The organism is Streptococcus sp. GS001, from assembly GCF_021595565.1.
In the GTDB taxonomy this organism is placed as follows: Bacteria; Bacillota; Bacilli; order Lactobacillales; family Streptococcaceae; genus Streptococcus; species Streptococcus xiaochunlingii.
Genome location: NZ_JACSYJ010000004.1, coordinates 173,361 through 195,377, shown reverse-complemented (window position 1 = coordinate 195,377; position 22,017 = coordinate 173,361). Strand labels below are relative to the sequence as shown.

The 22,017-nt window shown below is 37.5% G+C and carries 21 protein-coding genes, 2 tRNA genes and 1 rRNA gene; 6 read left to right on the top strand and 18 right to left on the bottom strand.

Translation table 11 applies throughout. The features are described 5' to 3' along the window. The 13 genes from H8S88_RS08640 to ychF all read right to left on the bottom strand — a co-directional run. Positions 1-350 (bottom strand): 16S ribosomal RNA (locus tag H8S88_RS08640); the annotation flags it as partial. 245 nt (positions 351-595) lie between these two features. Next, positions 596-1,078, bottom strand: a complete 483-nt coding sequence (locus tag H8S88_RS08635) for a hypothetical protein (RefSeq protein WP_048789295.1) — start codon at positions 1,076-1,078, stop codon at positions 596-598. A 172-nt stretch (positions 1,079-1,250) separates the two neighbouring features. After that, a tRNA-Glu gene (locus H8S88_RS08630) sits at positions 1,251-1,322 on the bottom strand. A 386-nt stretch (positions 1,323-1,708) separates the two neighbouring features. Next, the gene (gene ftsH, locus H8S88_RS08625; protein WP_048789294.1) at positions 1,709-3,682 is read right to left on the bottom strand and encodes an ATP-dependent zinc metalloprotease FtsH; all 1,974 of its coding nucleotides are present in this window, start codon (positions 3,680-3,682) and stop codon (positions 1,709-1,711) included. Positions 3,683-3,692: 10 nt separating this feature from the next. Then, a complete protein-coding gene (gene hpt, locus H8S88_RS08620) occupies positions 3,693-4,235 on the bottom strand; it encodes a hypoxanthine phosphoribosyltransferase (protein ID WP_048789293.1) in 543 nt (180 codons plus the stop codon). A 5-nt stretch (positions 4,236-4,240) separates the two neighbouring features. After that, positions 4,241-5,515: a tRNA lysidine(34) synthetase TilS gene (gene tilS, locus H8S88_RS08615; RefSeq protein ID WP_125335165.1), complete on the bottom strand. Its 1,275-nt coding sequence runs from the start codon at positions 5,513-5,515 to the stop codon at positions 4,241-4,243. Beyond that, positions 5,515-6,798, bottom strand: coding sequence for a serine hydrolase (locus tag H8S88_RS08610; RefSeq protein ID WP_048789291.1), 1,284 nt, complete (start codon positions 6,796-6,798; stop codon positions 5,515-5,517). Before H8S88_RS08610 ends, tilS begins: the two co-directional genes overlap by 1 nt. Further along, positions 6,791-6,919, bottom strand: coding sequence for an SP_0009 family protein (locus H8S88_RS09875; protein ID WP_260469288.1), 129 nt, complete (start codon positions 6,917-6,919; stop codon positions 6,791-6,793). Before H8S88_RS09875 ends, H8S88_RS08610 begins: the two co-directional genes overlap by 8 nt. Further along, on the bottom strand, positions 6,919-7,287 hold the full coding sequence (locus H8S88_RS08605) for a septum formation initiator family protein (RefSeq protein ID WP_023024832.1): 369 nt from the start codon (positions 7,285-7,287) through the stop codon (positions 6,919-6,921). Before H8S88_RS08605 ends, H8S88_RS09875 begins: the two co-directional genes overlap by 1 nt. Beyond that, positions 7,280-7,546, bottom strand: coding sequence for an RNA-binding S4 domain-containing protein (locus tag H8S88_RS08600; protein ID WP_023024830.1), 267 nt, complete (start codon positions 7,544-7,546; stop codon positions 7,280-7,282). Before H8S88_RS08600 ends, H8S88_RS08605 begins: the two co-directional genes overlap by 8 nt. Before the next feature lie 63 nt (positions 7,547-7,609). Continuing rightward, entirely contained in the window at positions 7,610-11,122 is a 3,513-nt protein-coding gene (gene mfd, locus H8S88_RS08595) for a transcription-repair coupling factor (RefSeq protein WP_048789290.1), read from the bottom strand. Then, entirely contained in the window at positions 11,115-11,684 is a 570-nt protein-coding gene (gene pth / locus H8S88_RS08590) for an aminoacyl-tRNA hydrolase (RefSeq protein WP_048789289.1), read from the bottom strand. The genes mfd and pth overlap by 8 nt, the downstream gene beginning before the upstream one ends. A gap of 70 nt (positions 11,685-11,754) precedes the next feature. Then, entirely contained in the window at positions 11,755-12,870 is a 1,116-nt protein-coding gene (ychF, locus tag H8S88_RS08585) for a redox-regulated ATPase YchF (RefSeq protein ID WP_048690434.1), read from the bottom strand. Between the two features lie 158 nt (positions 12,871-13,028). Here ychF and H8S88_RS08580 point away from each other — a divergent pair, with 158 nt between their 5' ends. Further along, positions 13,029-13,523, top strand: a complete 495-nt coding sequence (locus H8S88_RS08580; RefSeq protein WP_048789288.1) for a DUF1307 domain-containing protein — start codon at positions 13,029-13,031, stop codon at positions 13,521-13,523. Between the two features lie 35 nt (positions 13,524-13,558). Here H8S88_RS08580 and H8S88_RS08575 read toward each other — a convergent pair whose 3' ends face one another. The 5 genes from H8S88_RS08575 to H8S88_RS08555 form a co-directional block, all read right to left on the bottom strand. After that, on the bottom strand, positions 13,559-13,750 hold the full coding sequence (locus H8S88_RS08575) for a DUF951 domain-containing protein (protein WP_048789287.1): 192 nt from the start codon (positions 13,748-13,750) through the stop codon (positions 13,559-13,561). 63 nt (positions 13,751-13,813) lie between these two features. Then, positions 13,814-14,950 carry a DNA polymerase III subunit beta gene (gene dnaN, locus H8S88_RS08570; protein WP_048789286.1) on the bottom strand — a complete coding sequence of 379 codons (1,137 nt, stop codon included), beginning with the start codon at positions 14,948-14,950 and terminating at the stop codon, positions 13,814-13,816. A gap of 160 nt (positions 14,951-15,110) precedes the next feature. Further along, positions 15,111-16,451: a chromosomal replication initiator protein DnaA gene (gene dnaA, locus H8S88_RS08565; protein ID WP_376739471.1), complete on the bottom strand. Its 1,341-nt coding sequence runs from the start codon at positions 16,449-16,451 to the stop codon at positions 15,111-15,113. Between the two features lie 279 nt (positions 16,452-16,730). Next, positions 16,731-17,492 (bottom strand): ParB/RepB/Spo0J family partition protein, encoded by a 762-nt coding sequence (locus tag H8S88_RS08560; RefSeq protein ID WP_048789285.1) that lies wholly within the window; start codon positions 17,490-17,492, stop codon positions 16,731-16,733. 65 nt (positions 17,493-17,557) lie between these two features. Next, the gene (locus H8S88_RS08555; protein ID WP_048789284.1) at positions 17,558-18,736 is read right to left on the bottom strand and encodes a S1C family serine protease; all 1,179 of its coding nucleotides are present in this window, start codon (positions 18,734-18,736) and stop codon (positions 17,558-17,560) included. Between the two features lie 201 nt (positions 18,737-18,937). Here H8S88_RS08555 and rlmH point away from each other — a divergent pair, with 201 nt between their 5' ends. The 5 genes from rlmH (at position 18,938) to H8S88_RS08530 (ending at position 21,987) form a co-directional block, all read left to right on the top strand. Beyond that, positions 18,938-19,417 (top strand): 23S rRNA (pseudouridine(1915)-N(3))-methyltransferase RlmH, encoded by a 480-nt coding sequence (rlmH, locus tag H8S88_RS08550; RefSeq protein WP_048789283.1) that lies wholly within the window; start codon positions 18,938-18,940, stop codon positions 19,415-19,417. A 44-nt stretch (positions 19,418-19,461) separates the two neighbouring features. Next, positions 19,462-19,535 (top strand) — tRNA-Arg (locus H8S88_RS08545). 242 nt (positions 19,536-19,777) lie between these two features. After that, the gene (locus H8S88_RS08540; RefSeq protein ID WP_082162654.1) at positions 19,778-19,909 is read left to right on the top strand and encodes a bacteriocin; all 132 of its coding nucleotides are present in this window, start codon (positions 19,778-19,780) and stop codon (positions 19,907-19,909) included. Then, positions 19,909-21,234: a sensor histidine kinase gene (locus tag H8S88_RS08535; protein ID WP_236128256.1), complete on the top strand. Its 1,326-nt coding sequence runs from the start codon at positions 19,909-19,911 to the stop codon at positions 21,232-21,234. The genes H8S88_RS08540 and H8S88_RS08535 overlap by 1 nt, the downstream gene beginning before the upstream one ends. Next, positions 21,235-21,987, top strand: a complete 753-nt coding sequence (locus H8S88_RS08530) for a response regulator transcription factor (protein WP_236128255.1) — start codon at positions 21,235-21,237, stop codon at positions 21,985-21,987. Positions 21,988-22,017 lie beyond the last annotated feature (30 nt).

Genomic DNA, 22,017 nt, shown 5'->3' with positions numbered 1-22,017 from the left:
GTAGGAGTCTGGGCCGTGTCTCAGTCCCAGTGTGGCCGATCACCCTCTCAGGTCGGCTATGTATCGTCGCCTTGGTGAGCCGTTACCTCACCAACTAGCTAATACAACGCAGGTCCATCTGGTAGTGGAGCAATTGCCCCTTTCAAGCAGATATCATGCAATATCTACTGTTATGCGGTATTAGCTATCGTTTCCAATAGTTATCCCCCGCTACCAGGCAGGTTACCTACGCGTTACTCACCCGTTCGCAACTCATCCGGAAAGAGCAAGCTCCTCCTTCAGCGTTCTACTTGCATGTATTAGGCACGCCGCCAGCGTTCATCCTGAGCCAGGATCAAACTCTCATTAAAATAATTGTTTGTCTTAAACTCATTCTGTCACTGACAGATTTATTGTTTTTTTCATTGTTCAGTACTATAACCTTAGTTATAGTGCCCTGCACATTGGTTCGTCTTGTTCAGTTTTCAAAGGTCTTTGTCGCTCTCGCGCGACAACTATATTAGTATATCACGTCCATATGTCCTTGTCAATATCTTTTTTCTATTTTTTTAAATTTTTATTTTTTTATGAAAAAGGATGCTTTTTACATCCTTTTTCATAAATGTTGATCCTTGAAGTCTTTCAAGTATTCTTTTAGCCTTCTCCGCATCTTTGCTCTTCCTGAAAAACGTTGATTCATCAGAAGTTTATCATAATCTTCTTTTTCTTTATCGGTTAGATTTTTTCGGAATTCTTTCAGGGCTCCTCTTAATAGGACTAGTTCATCCAAAAAGAGTTCTTTTGATCGAAGTCGATGACTAATTTCACCAATCTCTGTATAAGGTACCTTGTTTAATTTCCTTTTGTCGCTCTCTTGTTTTCTAACCTTATCCTTTATGTGATTGCGAAACTTTGTTTTGAAGTAGGTTAATAGAATTTCTTCATTTTCTTCTACCTCCGGATTACTTATTTGTAACTCATACAGCACTAGTCTTCCCTCTTGTTCCCAATCTGCGTGATCCCAAAGATGAATATAAAATTCCTTTTCACATTTCCATACTATCCATTTTACTTTTTCATATGATTTTTTAAAGTTCATTGGACCTCCTTTCTAACTAGTCTTCATTTTAAAGGAGGTTTTGATTTATTTGTGCTTATTTTCTATTTGGGATCTTTTCTTATTCTAATTGGTCATTATTTTGATAAGAATGTCAGAATAATGGTTTTATCAAACAAAAAAAGTTGCTACGAATGTAACAACTTTTTTGCGATAGTCCGTACGGGATTCGAACCCGTGTTACCGCCGTGAAAAGGCGGTGTCTTAACCCCTTGACCAACGGACCATTTTTACAACGTAATCTATTATATCAGTTCATTTTCATCTGTCAACACTTTTTTGAAAAAAAAGAGCCGAAATTTCGGCTCCCTTGAATGTAGACAAACTATTGTTTTACATAAAAAAGCAAGATGCTTTTCAAAAAATTACTTTTATTTTTAGTCATTTAGGAAGATTAGAAACTTTTCCGCCGTGAGAAAAGTGCCTGAAACGTAATAGTTTCAGGCACTCGGAATTATTGAGACCTTAGGCTCAATAATTAGTCATGGAACTTCTTAGAAGTTCGCTGACGTCCGATCTCACCTAAGGAAAGTTTTTAGAAGACTTTATCTTCAATCTGAGGAGCCGAAATTTTCGGCTCCTTCTAAAAGCTTTAGAAGACTATAGAGTTTATTACTTATTTTCTTCCATTTTAGATTTAATTTCTTCATAAGATAATGGTTTAGATTCTTTTTCTAATTCTAAATCAGTATCTTCTGGCATTTTACCTGTTTCATACAACGACTTAATTTGAACACTGTCCAAGGTTTCGTATTTCAACAAGGCTTCTGCAATCAATTTGTGGGTCTCACGATTGCTCTGGATGATTTCAGCCGCTTTATTGCGAGCTTCATTCAAAAGACTTCTTACTTCTTCATCAATTTCATATGCTGTTTGCTCTGAAATGAATTTTTGAGTCGTTTGAGCTCCAAACATAGCATGGTTGCCTTCGTATTGAACTGGACCAAGTTTTTCACTCATTCCATATTCCGTTACCATAGCACGCGCCATTTGGGTCGCTTGTTCAAAGTCATTGGAAGCTCCTGTGGTTTGGACGTTGAAGATAATTTCTTCTGCAACACGTCCTCCCATCAATCCAGCCAATTGTTCTTTCATATCTTCTTTAGAAAGAAGCATTTGGTCTTCTTTTGGAAGAGCAATCATATAACCACCAGCACGTCCACGTGGAACGATGGTCACCTTGTGAACAACACGAGCATTAGATAAGACTAAACCAACAATGGTATGCCCTGCCTCATGGTAAGCAACCAATTCGCGTTCTTTTTGAGAAACTGTTCTGTCTTTCTTAGATGGACCAGCAATCACACGGTCTTCTGCTTCATCAATATCAGATGCATCAATAACCTTCTTATTGCGACGAGCCGCTACCAGAGCTGCTTCGTTTAAGACATTTTCAAGATCCGCTCCAACAAATCCCGGTGTTTGTTGGGCAACTAGTTTCAAGTCGACATCTTTTGCTAATGGTTTGTTTTTAGCATGGACACGCAAGATAGCTTCGCGTCCTTTTACATCAGGACGACCAACTAAAACCTTCCGGTCAAAACGCCCAGGACGAAGGAGGGCTGGGTCCAAAACATCTGAACGGTTAGTGGCTGCAATCACGATGATGCCTTCGTTTCCTTCAAAACCATCCATCTCAATCAAGAGCTGGTTGAGGGTTTGTTCCCGTTCATCATTTCCCCCACCAAGGCCAACTCCCCGTTGACGTCCAACAGCATCGATCTCATCGATAAAGATAATGGCTGGTGCTGCTTTTTTGGCATCTTCAAATAGAGAACGAACCCGGCTTGCACCGACACCGACAAACATTTCTACGAAGTCAGACCCTGAAATACTAAAGAATGGTACGCCAGCTTCTCCTGCAACTGCTTTAGCAAGTAATGTTTTACCAGTTCCCGGAGGGCCTTCAAGAAGAACACCTGCTGGGATACGGGCACCCAATTTTGTAAAGCGTTTTGGATCTTTTAAGAATTCAACCACTTCAACGAGTTCTTGTTTTTCTTCTTCAGCCCCTGCTACATCTGAAAAACGAACCTTGATATCTTCTTTATTGGTAGCACGCGCTTTGTTACGGCCGAAATTCATAGCACCGCGGGCGCCACCGCCACCCCCTTGATTCATCATAGAGAAGAAGAAGAACATGACAATCACAAAGGGAACGATTGAAGTCAGAATGGTAATCCACATTCCACTTGAGCTTTCCCGTTTAATAGTGATGTCAGCCTTATGTTCGGATGCTAAGTTTTGTAATTCTTGAACAGTCAAATCAGACGGTAAAATCACACTCGTGAAGCGAGTCACCTTACTTGGACTTGGAGTGAAAAATTGAACCCCTGTATCATCCTTGCTGGTTTTTGCTTTGTTATAAGTACCGGAAATTTCAATGACACTACCGTTTGGCTGGTAGTTAATTTCCTTGACGTTGTCTGATTTAAGCTCTTTTACCAATTCTGTATAATTGATCTGCTGACTTTGTCCGATACTATTTCCAGCAAAGAAATACTGAAAACCTGTAACAGCAGCTACAATAATCAATAAGTACAGAAAAGGATTTCGGACAAAACCATTGTTTTTGTTATTTTTCATCTAGTTTCCTCTATTTTGAATACACTTCTTCTTTCAATACTCCGATATAAGGAAGGTTTCGATAGTTTTCATCGTAGTCTAAACCATAGCCCACAACAAACTCGTTTGGAATGGTAAAGCAAGTGTAATCTGCTTCAATCTCAACCAAGCGTCCTTCAGGTTTATCTAACAAGGTAGCAATTTTAACAGATGCTGGTTGACGTCCTTCAAACAATTCTTTCAAACTCTTAAGAGTTTTACCAGTATCAATGATATCTTCAACAAAGAGAATATCTCGGTCTTTAATGTCTTGGTCTATATCTTTGATGATATTAATCACGCCTGAGCTTGATGTTCCACCATGATAACTAGACACTAGCATAAAATCCAACTCAATATGCGTATCAATATGTTTGATCAATTCCGCCATAAATGGGACTGACCCTTTTAAAATCCCTACTAAAATCGGATTTTTCCCTTGGTAATCTTCTGTCAGTTTTTTACCAAGTTCACGTGCTGCAGTCACGATTTCATCGTGGGAAATGAGTATCTTTTTGATATCTTGTTCTAACATCTTTTTTACCTATCTATTTTCTGGATATAAATTGTATCATTCATTATACCATTTTTTAATTCCTTACTCAAATCACTGATCGCAATTTCAGGAATAGCCAGTATTTGTTTATCTTGTTCTAAAACCACCAGATTGTTTCGTTGATCTAAAGGGATTTTTTGGTTAATCAATAATCTGCTAACTTTTCTATGGTGACCGTTTATCAGAATACGATCTCCCCTTTTACGAGGTCGAAGAGAAACTGGATGGTTGTTTGGAAGTGGGATAGCCTCCATATATGAATCGCTTGGTTCCACTCCAAATAAAAAGCGATAAGCACCTACTGTCTTTATGGTTCCAAATTGTAACAAATCTTCTGACATTCGGTCATCCATCCTACGACTGATTTTCCGAATTTCAAAATAGTGATAATCTTTATAAAGTTCATAACCATTCTTTAGAACTTGTTGCGTATTGGACTTAGTCACTACTATTCTGTGTAATTGTTCAAATTGTGCCCGACTCAATTGCAAATCTGGAAAACTAGCTAGATACTCTTCCAGCAAATAAATCTGAACAGCTGGTGATTGCTTTTGAAACTGTGTCACATCTTGTGGATTCAAATCTTTGGTCAACTCTTTTAAAGCCTGGTGCCAATGACTGAGATCCTCTCCTAAGTTGACCAAAGCACTCGTCACTTGGGGGTTTTCTTTTTCTAAGAGTGGGAGAAAACGATGACGGATACGGTTACGGAAATAGTCCAAGGACCGGTTGCTCTTATCCTCGAAATGAAAAATTTCTGGAAAATCCTTTTTTTTGAAATGTAAGAGGGGACGGATCAACACACCCTGTCCAAATGGTTGTTTTAAAGGAATGCCTCTTAAATGTCGCGGACGACTTCCACGAATCAGACGCATCAAAATCGTTTCTGCCTGATCATCCATATGATGAGCAGTGACGAGAGCACTACAAGCTTCTTCTTTCATAACTTTTTTAAAGAAATCATAGCGGAATTGTCTAGCTCGGCTTTCAGAAAAAGGACCAGAGAAATGGGCAACCTTCAGCGGTAGATGTTTTGCTTCAGCTATTGCTTGAATTCCTCTTTCTTCTTGGTCAGCTTCAATGCGTTGGTGATGATTGACATGAGCAAGAACGAGGTCAATTCCTAATTGGTGCCGATAATGGTAGAGGCAATCCAGTAAGGTCATGGAGTCCACCCCTCCTGATAAAGCCAAAAGGACTTTTTGATGAGATTCAAAAAGCCCCTCCTTTTGACAGAACTGAAGAAATTTTTCTTTCATTACTGTAAGACCTCATAAATATCTTTGGCAATTGCTGAGATAGTCTCGTAATCAGAGTGATCCGTAAAAATAGCTAAAATAAATGGTGAATCTGTATAAACAATGGCGACATCATGACGGAAATCATATGCATCTCCAATCTTGTGAGCAACCTTGACTGGGATATCTTTTGAAATTCGTTGATCATCAAAGCGAGTCTCTGACAGAGCATCAATGATTCCACCATTTTGTTGGTAGATAGCTTCCATGACATTTCCCGCCATTTTTGGAGATGCCATTCTAGTTTCTACATTCCACGTTTTTCCTGCAATCTTATTGGTCACCTTTTGAAATTTTTTGTCTGATTGGTGCGTTACATAATAGCCTAAAATGTTTTGCGCAACATTATCGGATTCTTTGGCCACCCGGTTAATCAAATCAGCAACGGTATAATCCTTATCATCCGGTATTTTTGAAATACTTCCACTGCCTTCCGGTTCATAAGCTCCGGGATAGTCATTGACTTCTTTTGTATATTTTAAGGAAGTCTGCAAATCTACATGGCTCTCGTTTACCTCTTTTTGAGTATAGTACAAATACAAGAGCTTGGCTATACTAGCAGAATACATTTCCTGGTCTTCATGTATCCCAGCAGTCTTTCCAGTATCCACCTGCTTCACGTAAACTGCAATTCCGTCTTTATTGTATTTCTGATTGAGAATCTCTTGGACTTTTTCCATCCGATTATCTTGAGCAGAAAGTTCATCTTTTGCAATCCACCCCTGGCCAGGAATTTCTAGGTAGGTCCCTTTTAAAGTTTTGGCAGTCTTGGTGATTTCAACCTTACTATAAGGAGTCAGACTTGTTTTTTTGCTTTTTGCGCCATTTACCAAGGGTTGATCATAAACTGTAAAAGAGGACGTCAGCCACATGGTCTTTTTTTCTTCTGTTAATTCCAAAACCGAATCTTCGTAAATTTGATCTTGATCAGCTACTACATACTGTTTATTCGATAATTTAAAAACAGATTTCCCTTGATCATTCACAAATAATTGATCAACAGTAAAGGGAGTATCAGGCTTGATTTCCCCAATTTTTTGACTCAATTCTGGATCCGAATAGGTCACGATTGGCTGATAAACATTCGGGTTAGATGGGATGGAGACAAAGAAATGATCCTGAGTCCCTATTTGACTAGCGTAAGAAGAATCAGCAGTCAATGGAACTTGGACTTGGGATGGATTAGATAAGGGTTGGGTGACTAAGAAAGTAGGAAAAATCATCCAATAAACTAACTTATTCATCCTTGCTCCTTTCCTGAGTTTCTTCTTGCAATTTTAAGGCTTGATTTTTTTTAGCTAACTCTTCTAATTTTGTATCAGAATATTCTAGAAATTGTTGAACAGTTTTTACAATATTTTCCATTATTTCGGTAATAAATTAGGTATCGTATAAATATATTCGCCATCTTTAGAGAAGGAATATTTTGCGCGTGCATATTTTGCAGCATATTCATCATCCTTCAATTTCTCTACGATATCCTTTTGATATTCTTTTTCCTCAAGGGTTTGCTGATATTGTTCTTGCAATTGAACGTATTGTTGTTTGCGTTTTTGAAGCGTCTGGTAACTCTGAGCCAGATTATAAGTTGGGAGAATAAACAATAAAATAATTAAAATGAGAACCCAACCCATAAAACGGTTCTGTTTTTTTCGCTCCTCATTCTGGTATTTCTGACGCTGATGTTCGTCTTGAATATACCGATTATTCATTTGTACAATATTTTTAGGCATCTTCTTCTATCCTTGTTTCACGAATGATTTCATACATTTTAGACGCATCTTCTTTTTTAGTACTATCTAACATTTCCAACACTTTTACTGTCAATAGCTTATTTCCAAAGCGAACTTCGACTTCATCATTCACCTTCAAGTCGGTTGAACTTTTTGCTAGGACCCCATTGACTTTGATTCGCCCCTTATCGGCTACTTCTTTAGCTACAGGGCGTCTTTTGATAATGCGGGAAACTTTTAAATATTTATCTAATCTCATCGTATCACCTCTAATGTATTATTGTACCATTTTTTTAGAAAGAGCCTAGTAAAATCTTTCTTCCTAGTCTTGATTTTCCAATTTTTCCTGCTTGATGGCCAGTAATTTCTCCCCAAATTGTCGCAAGCCTTCTAAAATTTCGAAGTCTTTTTTATTTCGCACATCAAAGATTAATTCAATCAATCCTTGGCTTTCTGCAATACGAGCTTTTAAATTAGTTACTGATAAGGCAGCAAAATAATCTTGAGTCAAGAAAAGTTGCTTGGTAATTGGCTCAAATTTCACCGTTAGTTGATTATCTTTTCGATCAACCACTTTAACAAAGACCTGATCCAGATAAGATTTGATAAACCCTATTTCTAGGAGATAGGCTACCACATCAGGATATTCTCCGAAACGATCAATCAATTCATCTTGCAGCAGTTCATAATCTTCTTGGACTTGAATTTCTCGAATACGTTTGTAAATTTCAATTTTTTGACGTTCATCGGAGATATAATCACTTGGAATGTAGGCATCAATTTGGAGATTGAGCTCCGCATTTCCTTTTTGGCGTTTTTTCTCTTTTCCTTGTTTCTTCTCAATAGCAGCTTCGAGTAACTGTGAATACATTTCAAATCCGACGGAATCGATAAAACCAGATTGAGAAGCCCCTAAAATATTCCCGGCACCTCGAATAGACAAATCTCGCATAGCAATCTTAAAACCAGATCCCAATTCAGTGAATCCTTTAATAGCTTCAAGACGCTTTTCAGAAACTTCTGTCAAGGTTTTGTCCGGCCGGTACATCAAATAAGCATAGGCAATGCGATTGCTTCGTCCGACCCGGCCTCGCAATTGGTAAAGGGTAGACAAGCCCATATGGTCGGCATTTTCAATAAAGAGGGTATTGGCATTGGGAATATCCACTCCTGTTTCAATAATGGTGGTTGTGACTAAAATATCATACTCACCTTCAATGAAGTCCATCAAGGTGTTTTCCAACCGTACTTCACTCATCTGTCCATGAACAAACCCAATAGAGGCTTCCGGTACCAATTCTTGTAACTCTGAAACCTTTTGCTCAATGGTATCTACCTTGTTGTAGAGATAATAAACCTGACCTCCCCGATCCATCTCCCGACGAATAGCATCTCGGATAATGGTTGGATTGGTTTCTAAGACATAGGTTTGAACAGGATAACGATTGGTCGGCGGGGTTTCAATAACAGACAAATCCCGAATCCCCAACATAGACATATGAAGGGTCCGAGGAATGGGCGTTGCCGTTAAGGTTAAGACATCGACCTTTTTCTTTAACTCCTTGAGGGTTTCCTTGTGTTTTACACCGAACCGTTGCTCCTCATCAATCACGATGAGGCCAAGATCCGCAAATTCCACATCTTTAGATAAGAGACGGTGGGTTCCAATCAAAATATCGACTTGGCCTTTTTTAAGTTTTTCCAAAGTTTCTTTTTGCTCAGCACGACTCCGGAAACGACTCAAGACATCAACTTCTACTGGAAAGGCCTCGAAGCGTTCTTTGAAATTGGCATAATGCTGTTGAGCTAGGACCGTTGTCGGAACTAAGACAGCCACTTGTTTATGGTCTTTGATAGCTTTAAAGGCCGCTCGCATAGCAACTTCTGTCTTCCCAAAGCCCACGTCTCCGACCAAGAGGCGATCCATAGGGCTTGAAGATTCCATATCCTTCTTGATTTCTTGGATAGAGCGAATCTGATCATCTGTTTCAACATAGGGAAAAGCCTGATCAAAAGCTTCTTGGTTCTCATCGTCTGGAGTAAAGGCAAAGCCTTTCAATTGGCTTCGCTCTGCATAAAGTTGAATCAGATCATCTGCAATATCCTCTACTTCCTGACGGACCTTTTGTTTGGCCTTTTGGAAGCGACCATCATTGAGTTTGTTGATTTTAGGAGGTTTGCCATCACTCGCAACATACTTGGACAGCATCTGGATTTGATCCACAGGGATGGAAATCCGATCTCCATTTTGATATTGGATGGAGACATAGTCTCGGTGGACACCAGAAATTTCGATGGTTTCTAGTCCCAAATACTGACCAATTCCATGAACCTGGTGAACAACGTAGTCTCCCTTTTCCAACTCATTGTAGTTTTTTAACCGCTCCGCGTTAGAAATAGTTTGCCGACGGATCTTTCGTTTAACCTTTTTCTGGAAGATTTCTGTCTCTGTAATCAAGACAATCTTCTCATCCACAAAGTGGAAGCCACGCGCCAACCCACCGATGATCAACTGGCTCTGCCCTGGATGAAGCTGATCAGGTGCAAGATAATCCAGGTCAATCCCATAATCTCTCAAGTGCTCTTGTAACTGGTGGAGTCCTTGTTTACTCGTCACCTGAAGAATGACTGTGTAGTCTTGTTTACGGAAACGGTCAATTTCATCTTTTAAAAGAGAGAACTGACTGAAGAATTCCTGCATGGGGTATTGGTTAAAAGAATAGAGGGCATCAAATCGCAGATTTCCCAAGCCTTTTTGAAAATTTGAAAAATAAGAAGCTGGTTTATAAGTGCGTAAGAGTGCGCTATTGTCCGCAAAATACTGGGCTTCAGCGAAAGAGCGACTCTTTTGTAGGTCCTCTGTCAAAAGGTTAGCAACTTCTACATCAAACCGCGCCTCCTGATCCATGATTTTATGGTAATCATCCAAAAAAAGAGGAGCATGTTTGGGGAGGTAATCAAAGAGAGTATAGGTTTGCTGATAAAAAAGAGAGAGAAATTTTCGACTATCTGCATGGAGACGCTGGTGATGCGCTTCTGTGAGTATCTCAGTCAAATAGGATTTGAACTCTGGATGAGGACTTTTTTGAATCAGATTTTCTAGATTCTTCTGTCCTCTTAGAAAATCATCTTTAGTTAGTAACATATCACTAACTGGATGAACTATTACCGCATCTAGATTTTCTAGTGAACGTTGAGTCTCTGGAGAAAAGGTCCGAATGCCATCAATCTCATCTCCAAAAAATTCCAGGCGATAAGGGAAATCTTGACTGGCTTCAAAAAGATCTACAATATCCCCTCGAAGACTAAACTCTCCCTGTTGGCTTACCTGTGAAACCTTTTGATAGCCCATAGCCAGTAGGGTATCTTTCAATTCTGTCAGATTTCTTTCTTCTCCAACAGAGAAAGACTGAATCATAGAGCTGACAGTCTTTGGATTAGGTAAGAGCAAACGACTACCACTTACATTGGCAATGACGATTCCTTCTTTTTCTGGAGCTAAAAGAAAGTCCAGAGCTTCCAGACGAGAAAAGATCCGTTCCTGGGAAGCAAAGACAAACTCTGCCAAAGGATTGTCATCTCCGAGGAAAAGATAGACCTTTTCTTCGCCTAATAAACCCAATAAATCACTGGCGAGCCGTTCTGCTTCATTTTGGGAAGAGGTCAAGACCAAGACCTTGTGTCCGTCTTCGACAGCTGTCGCCATGGTAATAGCTTTTGTAGACGAAGACAGTCCTAGTAGAAGAGAGCGACTTCTTTTTTGTTGGTCTTGTTGCCATTTTCTGATATTTTTATTTTGTTGAAATAGATCAACCAGTGTCTTATATTTATCCATTGTATTGTTGCATTTTTTTTTCAAACTGCCCTTCTTTTAAATAAACACGAAGGGCTTCTTCTGACTTGTCGATAGCAAGGAGGATGGTAGCATAATCATCCTGATCGAATTTCCCTAAGACATGGTGGACTACTGACATGCCATGCTTGGGTCTTCCGATTCCAATCTTGATGCGATTAAAGGTCTGAGTTCCAATATGGTTGATAATTGATTTGATTCCGTTGTGGCCTCCAGCTGATCCTTTGGCACGAAGACGAATCTTGCCGACTTCCATATCCAAGTCGTCATAAATAACGACCAAATCTTCCACCTCTAAACCATAATAGGTCAAAAGCGCGTGTACGGCCTTGCCACTCTCATTCATAAAAGTGGTTGGCTTGACTAAAAGTACCTTTTCTCCATCTATAAAGGTGGAGGTCACATCTGCTTGAAAAATCTTATCATGTAAAAAAGTGAGGTTGAGAGACTTCGCCAGCTGATCCACTAACATAAAGCCAACATTGTGTTTGGTTTCCACATATTTATCTCCCGGATTTCCCAATCCGACGATTAATTTTGTCATTTACTTTCCCTTTCAAAAGCCAAAAGGGCTGGAATTTTTTTCCAACCTTTTGGTTATTTACTTATTTTCTTTATACATTGAAGCGGAATTCCATGATGTCGCCATCTTGAACGACATATTCTTTTCCTTCTTCTCGCAAGCGTCCTGCTTCTTTTACAGCCTTTTCAGATCCATATTTGACCAAATCATCATAAGACATGGTTACAGCACGGATAAATCCTTTTTCAAAGTCTGAGTGGATAATTCCAGCTGCTTGAGGAGCTTTCATACCACGTTTGAAAGTCCAAGCGCGAACTTCTTTTTCACCAGCTGTGAAGTAAGTTCCAAGTCCAAGTAAATGGTAAGCTGCACGCGTCAACTTATCCACACCTGATTCTGTCAAACCAATGGCTTCAAGAAACTCTTTTTTATCTTCATCGTCTAATTCAGAAATTTCTTCTTCAGCACGCGCAGAAATCACTACTACTTCTGCATTTTCTGTTTCTGCGAATTCACGAATTTGCTTCACATAATCGATCGAATCTGGGTCTCCAACGACATCCTCATCCACATTCGCTACATACAGAACTGGTTTAGTGGTCAAGAGGAAGAGACCTTTGACAACTTTTTGTTCTTCGTCTGTGAATTCAATGGTACGAGCTGACTTCCCATCCTCAAGAACAGGTTTAATCTTTTGAAGAACGTTAAATTCTGCAACGGAATCCTTGTCTTTTTGCGTACGAGCCATCTTTTCCACACGCGCATAGCGTTTATTCACAGATTCTAAGTCAGCCAAAATCAACTCTAGGTTAATAGTATCAATGTCTGCTAGTGGATCAACAAAAGCATCTTCACGACCTTGCTCCCGCATGACATTTTCATCATCAAAAGCACGTACCACATGGACAATGGCATCCACTTCACGAATGTTGGCCAAGAATTTATTACCAAGTCCTTCCCCTTTAGAAGCACCTTTTACAATCCCTGCTATATCTGTAAATTCAAAGGTTGTCGGAACTGTCTTCTTAGGAGTGATCATTTCCGTTAATTTTTGGAGGCGTTCATCTGGAACTTCTACCATTCCAACGTTTGGATCAATGGTCGCAAAGGGATAGTTTGCAGCCTCTGCTCCTGCTTTGGTAATTGCGTTGAATAGGGTTGATTTACCAACGTTTGGCAAACCAACGATACCTGCTGTTAAAGCCATTTATCTTCTTCTCCGTTCACATTTCAATCCCTTTTATTATAACATAATTCAAAGCACAAGATAATGAAAAAATACTCTCTCTTAAAACTAAAAGTCACCTATCCAATCCTGTAAGAATATGGTATAATCAAACCAACAATAATAAAGGAGTTTTCGTCATGAAAAAACTATCAATTAAATCGATCCTTCTGCCTCTTTTAGCAGTCTTTACCCTATTTCTTCTGGGAGCTTGTGGACAAAGTACAAAAAAAGGGTACCTTCAATTAATTAACCAAGATAAGAAAACTGATATTCGTTTGATTGTTGAATATCAGGGGGATAAAATTCTAAGTACAGATTCTACAAGTGTTATTTACTACGAAGGAGCAGGATTGCCAAAAGAACAATTAAAAAAAGTTATTGATGAATACGATAAAAAATTCAAAGATGTCAAAGGATTCTCACACTCTGCAGAATACAAAGATGACTATGTTGTTGAGAAAACAAAGATCGATTATACCAAGGCAGATTTAAAAGAATTACAAGAAAATCAGTTAATTGCTACACAAGAAAATCAAAATGTTGATTACATTGGCTACAAGACAACACTTAAAACATTTAAATCTAATGGCTTCAAAGAAGTAAAAGATGGAAAATTTGAAGAATTAAAATAATACAAAAGGTTCAGTCACATAGATGACTGAACCTTTTACAATACTTTTTTCATTTTTCGATCAAAATCATGACGGCTCATCATGACTATATGATCACAATTGCTACAACGAATTTTAATATCTGCCCCTACTCGCCGAATTTCCCAACGATTGGCTTTTTTCCCTGTTGCTTTAATAATACAAGCATGGGGTTTTTTCATTTCTACAAAATCACCGACCTGATACATGGATTTTCCTTTCATCAACATAGAAGACGAAAAGCTAGCCTGTTCAATGCTAGCTTTTGACCCTTAATTGGTCCGAACTGGTGTAATTAATTGAATGAAGCGTTCAGACTCCTCTGCTGGTACCAAAGTAAAGGGACGAACTGCAGAGATGAAGCGAATGACGACTTTTTCACTTTCAATGGCTTTCAAAGCGTCAATCAAATAAGTTGGGTTAAAGCTGATGTTTAAATCATCTCCCGAAACTGCTTCTGTATCAATTTCTTCATTCACGCGCCCTACTTCAGGAGAATTTACGTGGGCAGAAACGACCCCACTAGTGATTTCTAATTTAACAGTACCGTTTTGAGTAGCATTAGACAACAGGCGGGCCCGTTCCATGGCTTGGCGAAGATGAGCAACTTTAAAGGTTACTTCCGAACTAAACTCTGTTGGAATCAAGCGATCCGTATCTGGATAGTTTCCTTCCAACAGGCGTGTATAGAAACTGATATTGTCACTTCTAAATAAAATCTGGTTATTGGCAAAGAAGACTTCAACCTGTTCAATCTCATCTGAAAAGACAGACGTTAATTCGCGTAAAGAACGGCTTGGAATCACAACATCAAAGTTATCCCCATTTTTTTCAAGGGTAATATTTTTTTGACTCATTCGATGAGAATCCGTTGCCACCGTTTTTAATTCCTTGTGATCAGAAAGAACAAAATGAACTCCTGTCAAAATCGGACGACTTTCTTGGGTACTTGCTGCAAAAGCTGTCTCAGAAATGATTTTCTTCAAAGTTTGAATTGGGAGCGTTAGAGGGTTGCTGGCTGAAATTTCTTGAATGCGAGGATATTGTTCTGCATCTTTTCCTTTAAGGGTAATTTCTGATTTTCCACTAACTAATACAATTTGTTTTTGTTCGATTTCTTTCACATCTAAAACGACATCTGGTAGACTGGACACAACATTGATAAAGAAAGTTGCTTCTAAAAGAATAGCACCTGGTGTCGTTACAAGAAGGCCTGCATTTTCATCTTTAACAGAAATAAAGTACTCGATTGAAATTTGTCCATTTGATCCAATGAGAGTAATCCCTTCAGAAGTGACATCAATCTTAATAGTGGATAAGATAGGAATGGCATTTTTTGAACTAATGGCTCTTTTTGTCGTATTTAAAGCTTGCAGGAAATAAGCCTTGTTAATAGAAAAATTGATCATGAGATCTCCTTTTATTATTTTAGTATTAGTAAGTTAATAGTAATAGTAGAGTGTGTGGAACATGTGGAAAACTCTTCTAAAGCCAGACAGGAATTGAAAAGTGCCTTGTTCACAACATGTGGAAAAAGAAGCAAGTTTTTCTAGGATTGTCCACATGGGATTACTTTAATTTTTTCTTGATGGTTTGAATCTCAAGTCTGAGATTGTCATCAATTTCGATCATCCCTTTGATTTTTTCATAAGCATGCATGACCGTTGTGTGGTCTTTTCCTCCAAATTCACGACCGATACGAGGAAGACTATTGTCGGTCATCTCGCGGGCGAGGTACATAGCTACTTGTCGAGCTAGGACAATATTTTGAACTCGTCGAGAGCCTTTCATTTCATTGACACTGACATTGTAAAATTTTCCAACTTCCGTTTGAATCTTTTCAATAGGAATCACCGTAATTTGTAAGGCTTCATTCTTACGAGCTCGAATGGCTTCAGCTGCGACATCTATTGTAATATCTTTGATTTTTTTAACTCTTGCTACAAGAGAGATATCATTCAACGCACCCTCTAAGTCTCGGACGTTAGAATCAAATTGACCTGCTAGGTATTCGAGTGTATCATCCGGGAAAGTAAAGTCCAGGTCTTCGATTTTATTTCTCAAAATAGCGATTCGAGTTTCAAAATCTGGCGGTGTAATATTTTGCGTCAAGCCCCACTTAAAGCGCGTGACTAAACGTTCTTCTAAGCTATCTAAATGATCAGGACTACGATCGCTAGTTAGGACAATCTGCTTATTATCCCCATAAAGAGCATTAAAGGTATTAAAGAACTCTTCTTGAGTTGTAACCTTTTTTCCTCCAAGCGATTGAATATCATCAATTAAGAGCAGATCCAAGTTTCGATAGGTTTTTTTAAAGGTATCCATATCATTGAGGCGAAGACGCTCTAAAAATTCATTGATAAAGGATTCTGCTGGGATGTATTTTACTCGAGCATTTGGGTAGTTTTCCATAATCTGATTCCCAATTGCGTTGAGCAAATGCGTTTTACCTAAACCAGGTCCTCCATAGATAAATAAAGGATTATAAGTGGTAGCTAGGTTTTCAGAAACTGCTAAAGCGGCAGCCAAAGCCCATTGATTTCCATCTCCACTTACAAAATTATCAAAGGTGTATTTCTTTCTTAATCCTGTTTGGATAGGAGGCAAATCTACTATTGGAGCATGGCTCACTGCATAGTCTCTGGTTGTTTCTGAAAGGGGAATAAACTCCTTTTCTTCTTCCTCTTCTTCAAGATTGAATTGATAGGAAATGGTTAATTCTACTGCATAAATTTCAAATCCAGCAGTCAGAATCACCTTTGTCATATTCTCTTCCCAGAATAATTTCTTTACTTCTGCATCTAAATAAATAACGGCTTCTTGTTGATCGACTTTGATGAGTCTTGAAGTAAGGACAAAATAGTCAAAGATTTCTTTTTTAAATGTCTTTTTACTTAATTCAATCACACGATTCCAGAATGTTTCTTCTCTTGACACTTATCGCCCTCCTATTCATTTTTACTTGCTATGTTTTTCTTATTTTATCATAAAAGGAGGGAGTTTTCCACAACTTGTTCTAAGGGAATAAAAAAGAGTTTTTTCCACAATATGTGAATAGTTATCCCCAATGTGTGTAGAAGTTTTCCACAAGTTGGGGATAAGAGAGGAAAAAATAGGAATATCAAGTAAGGAGGAGTTTTAAAGAAGTGGATAAATCTGTTAATTGTGTTATAAAAAATAACAGCCTCATTTGAGACTGTTAATAATTCGTTGGTATTCATCAAGGTTGTTAAATGAAATATGAATACTACCTTTTTCTTGTTTTGTCAGACGGATTTCTACTTCGGTCCCTAGAATCTTTTTTAATCTGTTTTCTTCCTGTGCTAAAAAGAGTTCTTTCTCTTTTTTACTAGGTGTTTTCTTTTTTTGACAAACCTTTTCTTCCAAACTACGAACGCTTAGCCCTTCTTTCAGAGTTCGTTCCAACCAATAGATTTGTAGATCTTCTTTTAAAGGAACTAAAATGCGGGCATGTCCTTGTGAAATTTGATCATTTTTGATGGCTTCTTTGACAGCTGGTGAGAGATGAAGTAAACGGACCATGTTGCTGATGTAAGGACGAGATTTTCCCATAAATTGTGCAATTTCTTCATGGGTAGCTCCTTTATCAATAAGATGTTGGTAGGATTCGGCCTCTTCAATTGGATTCAAATCTTCTCTTTGTAAATTTTCGATAATGGCTTGTTTGATCATGTCATCATCTGATAAGTCTCTTATAATCGCAGGGATTTCTTTGAAACCAGCCATTTGAGCTGCTCGGTAGCGTCTTTCTCCAGCAAGTAGTTCATAACCAACAATAGGAGATTTTCGAACAATAATGGGCTGGATTAATCCATTTTCTTTGATTGAAGCTGCGAGTTCTTCTAATTTCTCTTGTACAAAGGTTTGACGAGGTTGAAAAGGATTGGTTCGTATTTGCTTTACGTCAATAATATCAATTTTTTCCATGATGTATATAGCATAACACACCTTTACAATTTCGTAAAGGTGTGTTGACACTGTTGTAAATTTACTTAATTTCCAAGATTTTCTGTAGATTTTGTCAGCTCAATGGTCGCTGTTTTTTGCTTACCATCTCTATAGAAAATGACTTTAATTTTATCACCAATTTGATGAGAATAGAGGGCAGATTGTAAATCTGCAGTTGATTCAATGGTTGTGTCATCGATTTTTGTAATGATATCTAATCGACGCAAATATTTGGATGCCGGCATATCATTTTCAACTGAGCGGACAAGAACCCCACCTTTGAGTTTGCTTGGAATGTCTAATTGGCTAAGATCAGAAGAGGATAGGTTAGCCAGGTCCATCATGGTAATTCCAAGAGCTGGACGAATGACTTTACCATCTTTTTCTAAATGTTCAATAATATTTTGTACATCATTTACAGGAATTGCAAACCCCATTCCTTCAACCGCAGTTTGGCCATTTGAAGAGATTTTACTTGAGGTGATTCCGATGACTTGTCCCTGAATATTGATAAGAGGACCGCCAGAATTCCCTGGGTTGATTGCAGCATCCGTTTGCAACGCTTTTGTAGATACATTTTGGCCGTCTTCTGATTTGAGCTTCACAGTACGTCCGAGACTAGAGACAATCCCTTGGGTAACGGAATTGGCAAATTTTGTTCCTAAAGGACTACCAATAGCGATTGCGGTCTCTCCAACAGTCAACTTAGATGAATCCCCAAATTCAGCCACGGTCGTAACATTATCTGAACTGATTTTAACAACCGCAATATCTGAGAAAGTATCAGAACCAACAACTTCTCCAGAAACTTTATTTCCATCTGCAAAGAGAATATCGGCTTTTGTTGCTCCCATTAATACGTGGGCATTGGTTACTACATAAGCGTCTTTACCATCTTTTTTATAGATAACACCTGAACCTTCACTAGCTACTTCTGGATCAGAATCTGTTTCTCCATTGATGAAACCTTTTTCAGAGGTTTCAGCGTAGGTAATAACAGAAACAACAGCATTTTTAACCTTATCAACGGCTTCACTAGTTGATGTTGTATTCTTATAAGCACGATTGACTTTGGTAGATTTTATTTCTTGACTAGAATTTGTAGAATTCCCCTTGGTAAACTGGAAAGAGGTTAAGGTTCCTAAGATTCCTCCAGTAAAACCAATGATAAGAACAAGTAAAAGTTGCAAAGCTTTTTTTAGAAAATTTGATGATTGTTTCATAGTTTTCTCCTATTGTTCCAATTATGGAAAAGTATAGACCTAGTTTCTTAATTATAACTTAAAATGGAATTTTTTTCCACAAGTTGTGGAAAACTGTGTATAAGTGTGAAAAACGTGAGTATAGAGCCATTTTTTGAAAGATAGATGCTGGTCTATTTGTTGAAGACTTGTGTATAAGTTCATTTGTGTTAGAATATGAATATGAAAATTAAGATTGTAACAGTTGGAAAATTAAAAGAAAAGTATTTAAAAGATGGGATTGCCGAATATACTAAACGCTTGAGTCGATTTACGAAGGTAGAAATGGTAGAATTGCTGGATGAGAAAACTCCAGATCGGGCCAGTGATTTAGAAAACCAGCAAATCCTGGAAAAAGAAGGAAATCGCATATTAGCTAAAATTGGAGATCGTGAGTATGTGATTGCCTTAGCGATTGAAGGGCAACAATTTCCATCTGAGAAGTTTAGTCAAGCCTTAGAAGAGGTGACTGTACGAGGGTATTCTGAAATTACCTTCGTGATTGGAGGAAGTCTAGGTTTGTCTTCAGCAGTTAAAAAACGAGCGAATTTACTTATGAGTTTTGGAAAGTTAACCCTTCCCCATCAATTGATGAAGCTTGTTTTAATCGAACAAATCTACCGGGCATTTATGATTCAACAAGGAAGTCCTTACCATAAATGAATCTTGACGCTCCTCCTATTTTCTGATAGAATAAAAAGAAATCTGGTCTCATAGCTCAGCTGGATAGAGCATTCGCCTTCTAAGCGAACGGTCGCAGGTTCGAATCCTGCTGGGATCAAAATAAAAAAACGTGATTTTTATACAAATCACGTTTTTTTTTATTACTTAGTTTTTAAAAAACTAGAATTTTTCTAAACATATGGGATAAAAAAATTGCAAAAACTAGATTTTTCGTTCCAAATAGCTGTAAAAATGAACCAAATAGCGGAAATATTAAAAAAGTCTTTGATTTTTTACTAAAATTTATGTATATTAAATTTAATAATTTAATAATCAAATAAATTATAAGGAGATTTTTTTATGAAAAACAATCCATCAACAGTTTCTAAAGAATTTAAGGTTCTTACAGAAAAAGAATTGCAGCAAATCTGTGGAGGGGATAAACATACAAAAATTTTAATTAGAGATTTGTTTAAAAAAGGTAAAAAATAATGTCGATGAATTATGTGTATTTTATTCTCATTGGATTACCCTTGATTTTATCTTATCCATTAATTGATAGACAGTTAAAACATAAGCATTCAAAATTCTATTTAATTTTAATTATTTCTACTTTACTTCATGTGATATCTTTTATTTTAGGATATTTTGACTTAGATTTCTTATATGCTTTCTTTATTTTAGCTTATCCTCTATTTTTTTACGCGTACTATAGATTCTTCTGTAGATATGACCATTTTTTTGCAATTTTATATTCTCTGTTTATTTATCTAGCTTTTGAGACAACAGATACTTTTTTATCAGTAATTTTATCGTCTATAACTGGAGATTACATAGTAACTTATTATTCTATATTTTTTGTTACTCTTATTTCAGTTTTATCGATTGTTATTATTACGAGAATTATTGCCATTCTCGAAGTGAATCTTCTCTATTTTAAAGAGCGGGTTTTTAAGAAATTTGTCAAACAATTGATCGTTAGTTATCTTATTTTAACCTTAGTATTGAATGCTTCTCATTGGATAAGTGATATTGCTCATTTCAATAGTTTTGGTAGCATGGTAGCAACGATTTGTTTCTTGATGTTTATCGGAACCATGGTTCAAATGAAGACGGTTCGAGATCGTTATGAAAAGAAAATGGAGTTGAAGCAAAAGAGGTTTGAACAGCGCCAAATGGAACAGTATATGAATAAAATTCAAGGCCTCTATTTAGAATTAAAAGGTTTTCGTCATGATTTTGGAAATATTATCACTTCCTTAAATTTAGCGATTGAGGAAGAAAATATTGAGGATATTAAACGAATTCAAAGAGATGTTCTTGAGGAATGCTATGGCCAACTCCAAAAAGAAGAATATACAGGATTTGACCTAGGTAATATTCGAGATTCTGCTTTGAGAAGTATCCTAAGTAGGGGATGGATCTATGCGGAGGAAATGGGTGTCAAACTAACCTTTGAAACAGAAGATATTATTGAAAAGGTTCCAATGAGATTGTTGGATCTCGTACGAACTGTTGGAATTTTAGTCAATAATGCTATTGAAGCTGCTAAAATGAGTCAAGAAAAAGAAGTTCAAATAGCTGTTTTTAATATGCCGAATGGAGTGCATCTGATCATAAAGAACTCTATTTCTGATGAGCCGATTAATTGGAATAAACTCTATGAAAAGGGATTTTCAACTAAAGGGGATCGTAGAGGAATGGGGCTTGCGATTGTAAAAGATCTTATTGGAGAATATGCTGCTATTTTTCTAGAGACAGAGTTGATCAATGGAAGATTTACGCAGAGCTTAGTTATTGGAGAGAAAGGAAGATAGATGAATATTGTATTGCTAGAGGACGAAATTTCTCAACAAGTTCGAGTAGAGAAACATGTAAAAGCTATCGCTGAGGAGGAAGGCCTACGATTAAATATTGTTTCCACCAGTAAAATAGCTGAACTAAAGGAATATCTAACCAATGGTGATTTTCATCAGCTTTTCTTCCTGGACATTGATATCAAAGGGGATGAAAAAGCTGGTATCAAGGCAGCTCAAATGATTCGTGAGGTCAATCCTTTTGCCATTATTGCCTTTATCACTACGAAATCGGAATTTGCAACCATTACCTATCGTTACAAGGTATCAGCTCTCGAATTTATTGAAAAAACCTTGAATGAAAACTTATTTAAGGAAAAAATTCGAGAATGCATTCTCTACTTGAAGAAGAATGTGATTGAAAATAAAAATATCATTGATTTCTTTGAGTATAGTTTCAAAAATATGGAAATTCGAGTTCCATATCGAGATATATTGTACATTGAAACAACTGGAGTTTCCCACAAATTGCGACTTGTTGGAAAGAATTTTCAAAAGGAATTTTTAGGGACTATCAAGGATATACTTGAAAAAGATGTGGACAATCATTTCTTCAGTCCTAATCAGTCTTATCTAGTCAATAAAAGAATGATTGTCAATTTTGATCGTCGCAAGAGACTTTTGATGTTAGAAGAGGAGACAACTTGCCCTGTTTCTCGTACACAGGTGAAAAGGGTCGAAGAATTATTAAATAAAATACAGAAAAAGGCTTGACAATTTTTGAATCGATGGTATAATGGGATA

What these genes read in the sequence shown, in the direction of transcription:
- H8S88_RS08635 (WP_048789295.1), bottom strand. Translation starts at nt 1,078, where the DNA reads ATGAACTTTAAAAAATCATATGAAAAAGTAAAATGGATAGTATGGAAA.
- ftsH (WP_048789294.1), bottom strand. Translation starts at nt 3,682, where the DNA reads ATGAAAAATAACAAAAACAATGGTTTTGTCCGAAATCCTTTTCTGTAC.
- hpt (WP_048789293.1), bottom strand. Translation starts at nt 4,235, where the DNA reads ATGTTAGAACAAGATATCAAAAAGATACTCATTTCCCACGATGAAATC.
- tilS (WP_125335165.1), bottom strand. Translation starts at nt 5,515, where the DNA reads ATGAAAGAAAAATTTCTTCAGTTCTGTCAAAAGGAGGGGCTTTTTGAA.
- H8S88_RS08610 (WP_048789291.1), bottom strand. Translation starts at nt 6,798, where the DNA reads ATGAATAAGTTAGTTTATTGGATGATTTTTCCTACTTTCTTAGTCACC.
- H8S88_RS09875 (WP_260469288.1), bottom strand. Translation starts at nt 6,919, where the DNA reads ATGGAAAATATTGTAAAAACTGTTCAACAATTTCTAGAATATTCTGAT.
- H8S88_RS08605 (WP_023024832.1), bottom strand. Translation starts at nt 7,287, where the DNA reads ATGCCTAAAAATATTGTACAAATGAATAATCGGTATATTCAAGACGAA.
- H8S88_RS08600 (WP_023024830.1), bottom strand. Translation starts at nt 7,546, where the DNA reads ATGAGATTAGATAAATATTTAAAAGTTTCCCGCATTATCAAAAGACGC.
- mfd (WP_048789290.1), bottom strand. Translation starts at nt 11,122, where the DNA reads ATGGATAAATATAAGACACTGGTTGATCTATTTCAACAAAATAAAAAT.
- pth (WP_048789289.1), bottom strand. Translation starts at nt 11,684, where the DNA reads ATGACAAAATTAATCGTCGGATTGGGAAATCCGGGAGATAAATATGTG.
- ychF (WP_048690434.1), bottom strand. Translation starts at nt 12,870, where the DNA reads ATGGCTTTAACAGCAGGTATCGTTGGTTTGCCAAACGTTGGTAAATCA.
- H8S88_RS08580 (WP_048789288.1), top strand. Translation starts at nt 13,029, where the DNA reads ATGAAAAAACTATCAATTAAATCGATCCTTCTGCCTCTTTTAGCAGTC.
- H8S88_RS08575 (WP_048789287.1), bottom strand. Translation starts at nt 13,750, where the DNA reads ATGTATCAGGTCGGTGATTTTGTAGAAATGAAAAAACCCCATGCTTGT.
- dnaN (WP_048789286.1), bottom strand. Translation starts at nt 14,950, where the DNA reads ATGATCAATTTTTCTATTAACAAGGCTTATTTCCTGCAAGCTTTAAAT.
- H8S88_RS08560 (WP_048789285.1), bottom strand. Translation starts at nt 17,492, where the DNA reads ATGGAAAAAATTGATATTATTGACGTAAAGCAAATACGAACCAATCCT.
- H8S88_RS08555 (WP_048789284.1), bottom strand. Translation starts at nt 18,736, where the DNA reads ATGAAACAATCATCAAATTTTCTAAAAAAAGCTTTGCAACTTTTACTT.
- rlmH (WP_048789283.1), top strand. Translation starts at nt 18,938, where the DNA reads ATGAAAATTAAGATTGTAACAGTTGGAAAATTAAAAGAAAAGTATTTA.
- H8S88_RS08540 (WP_082162654.1), top strand. Translation starts at nt 19,778, where the DNA reads ATGAAAAACAATCCATCAACAGTTTCTAAAGAATTTAAGGTTCTTACA.
- H8S88_RS08535 (WP_236128256.1), top strand. Translation starts at nt 19,909, where the DNA reads ATGTCGATGAATTATGTGTATTTTATTCTCATTGGATTACCCTTGATT.
- H8S88_RS08530 (WP_236128255.1), top strand. Translation starts at nt 21,235, where the DNA reads ATGAATATTGTATTGCTAGAGGACGAAATTTCTCAACAAGTTCGAGTA.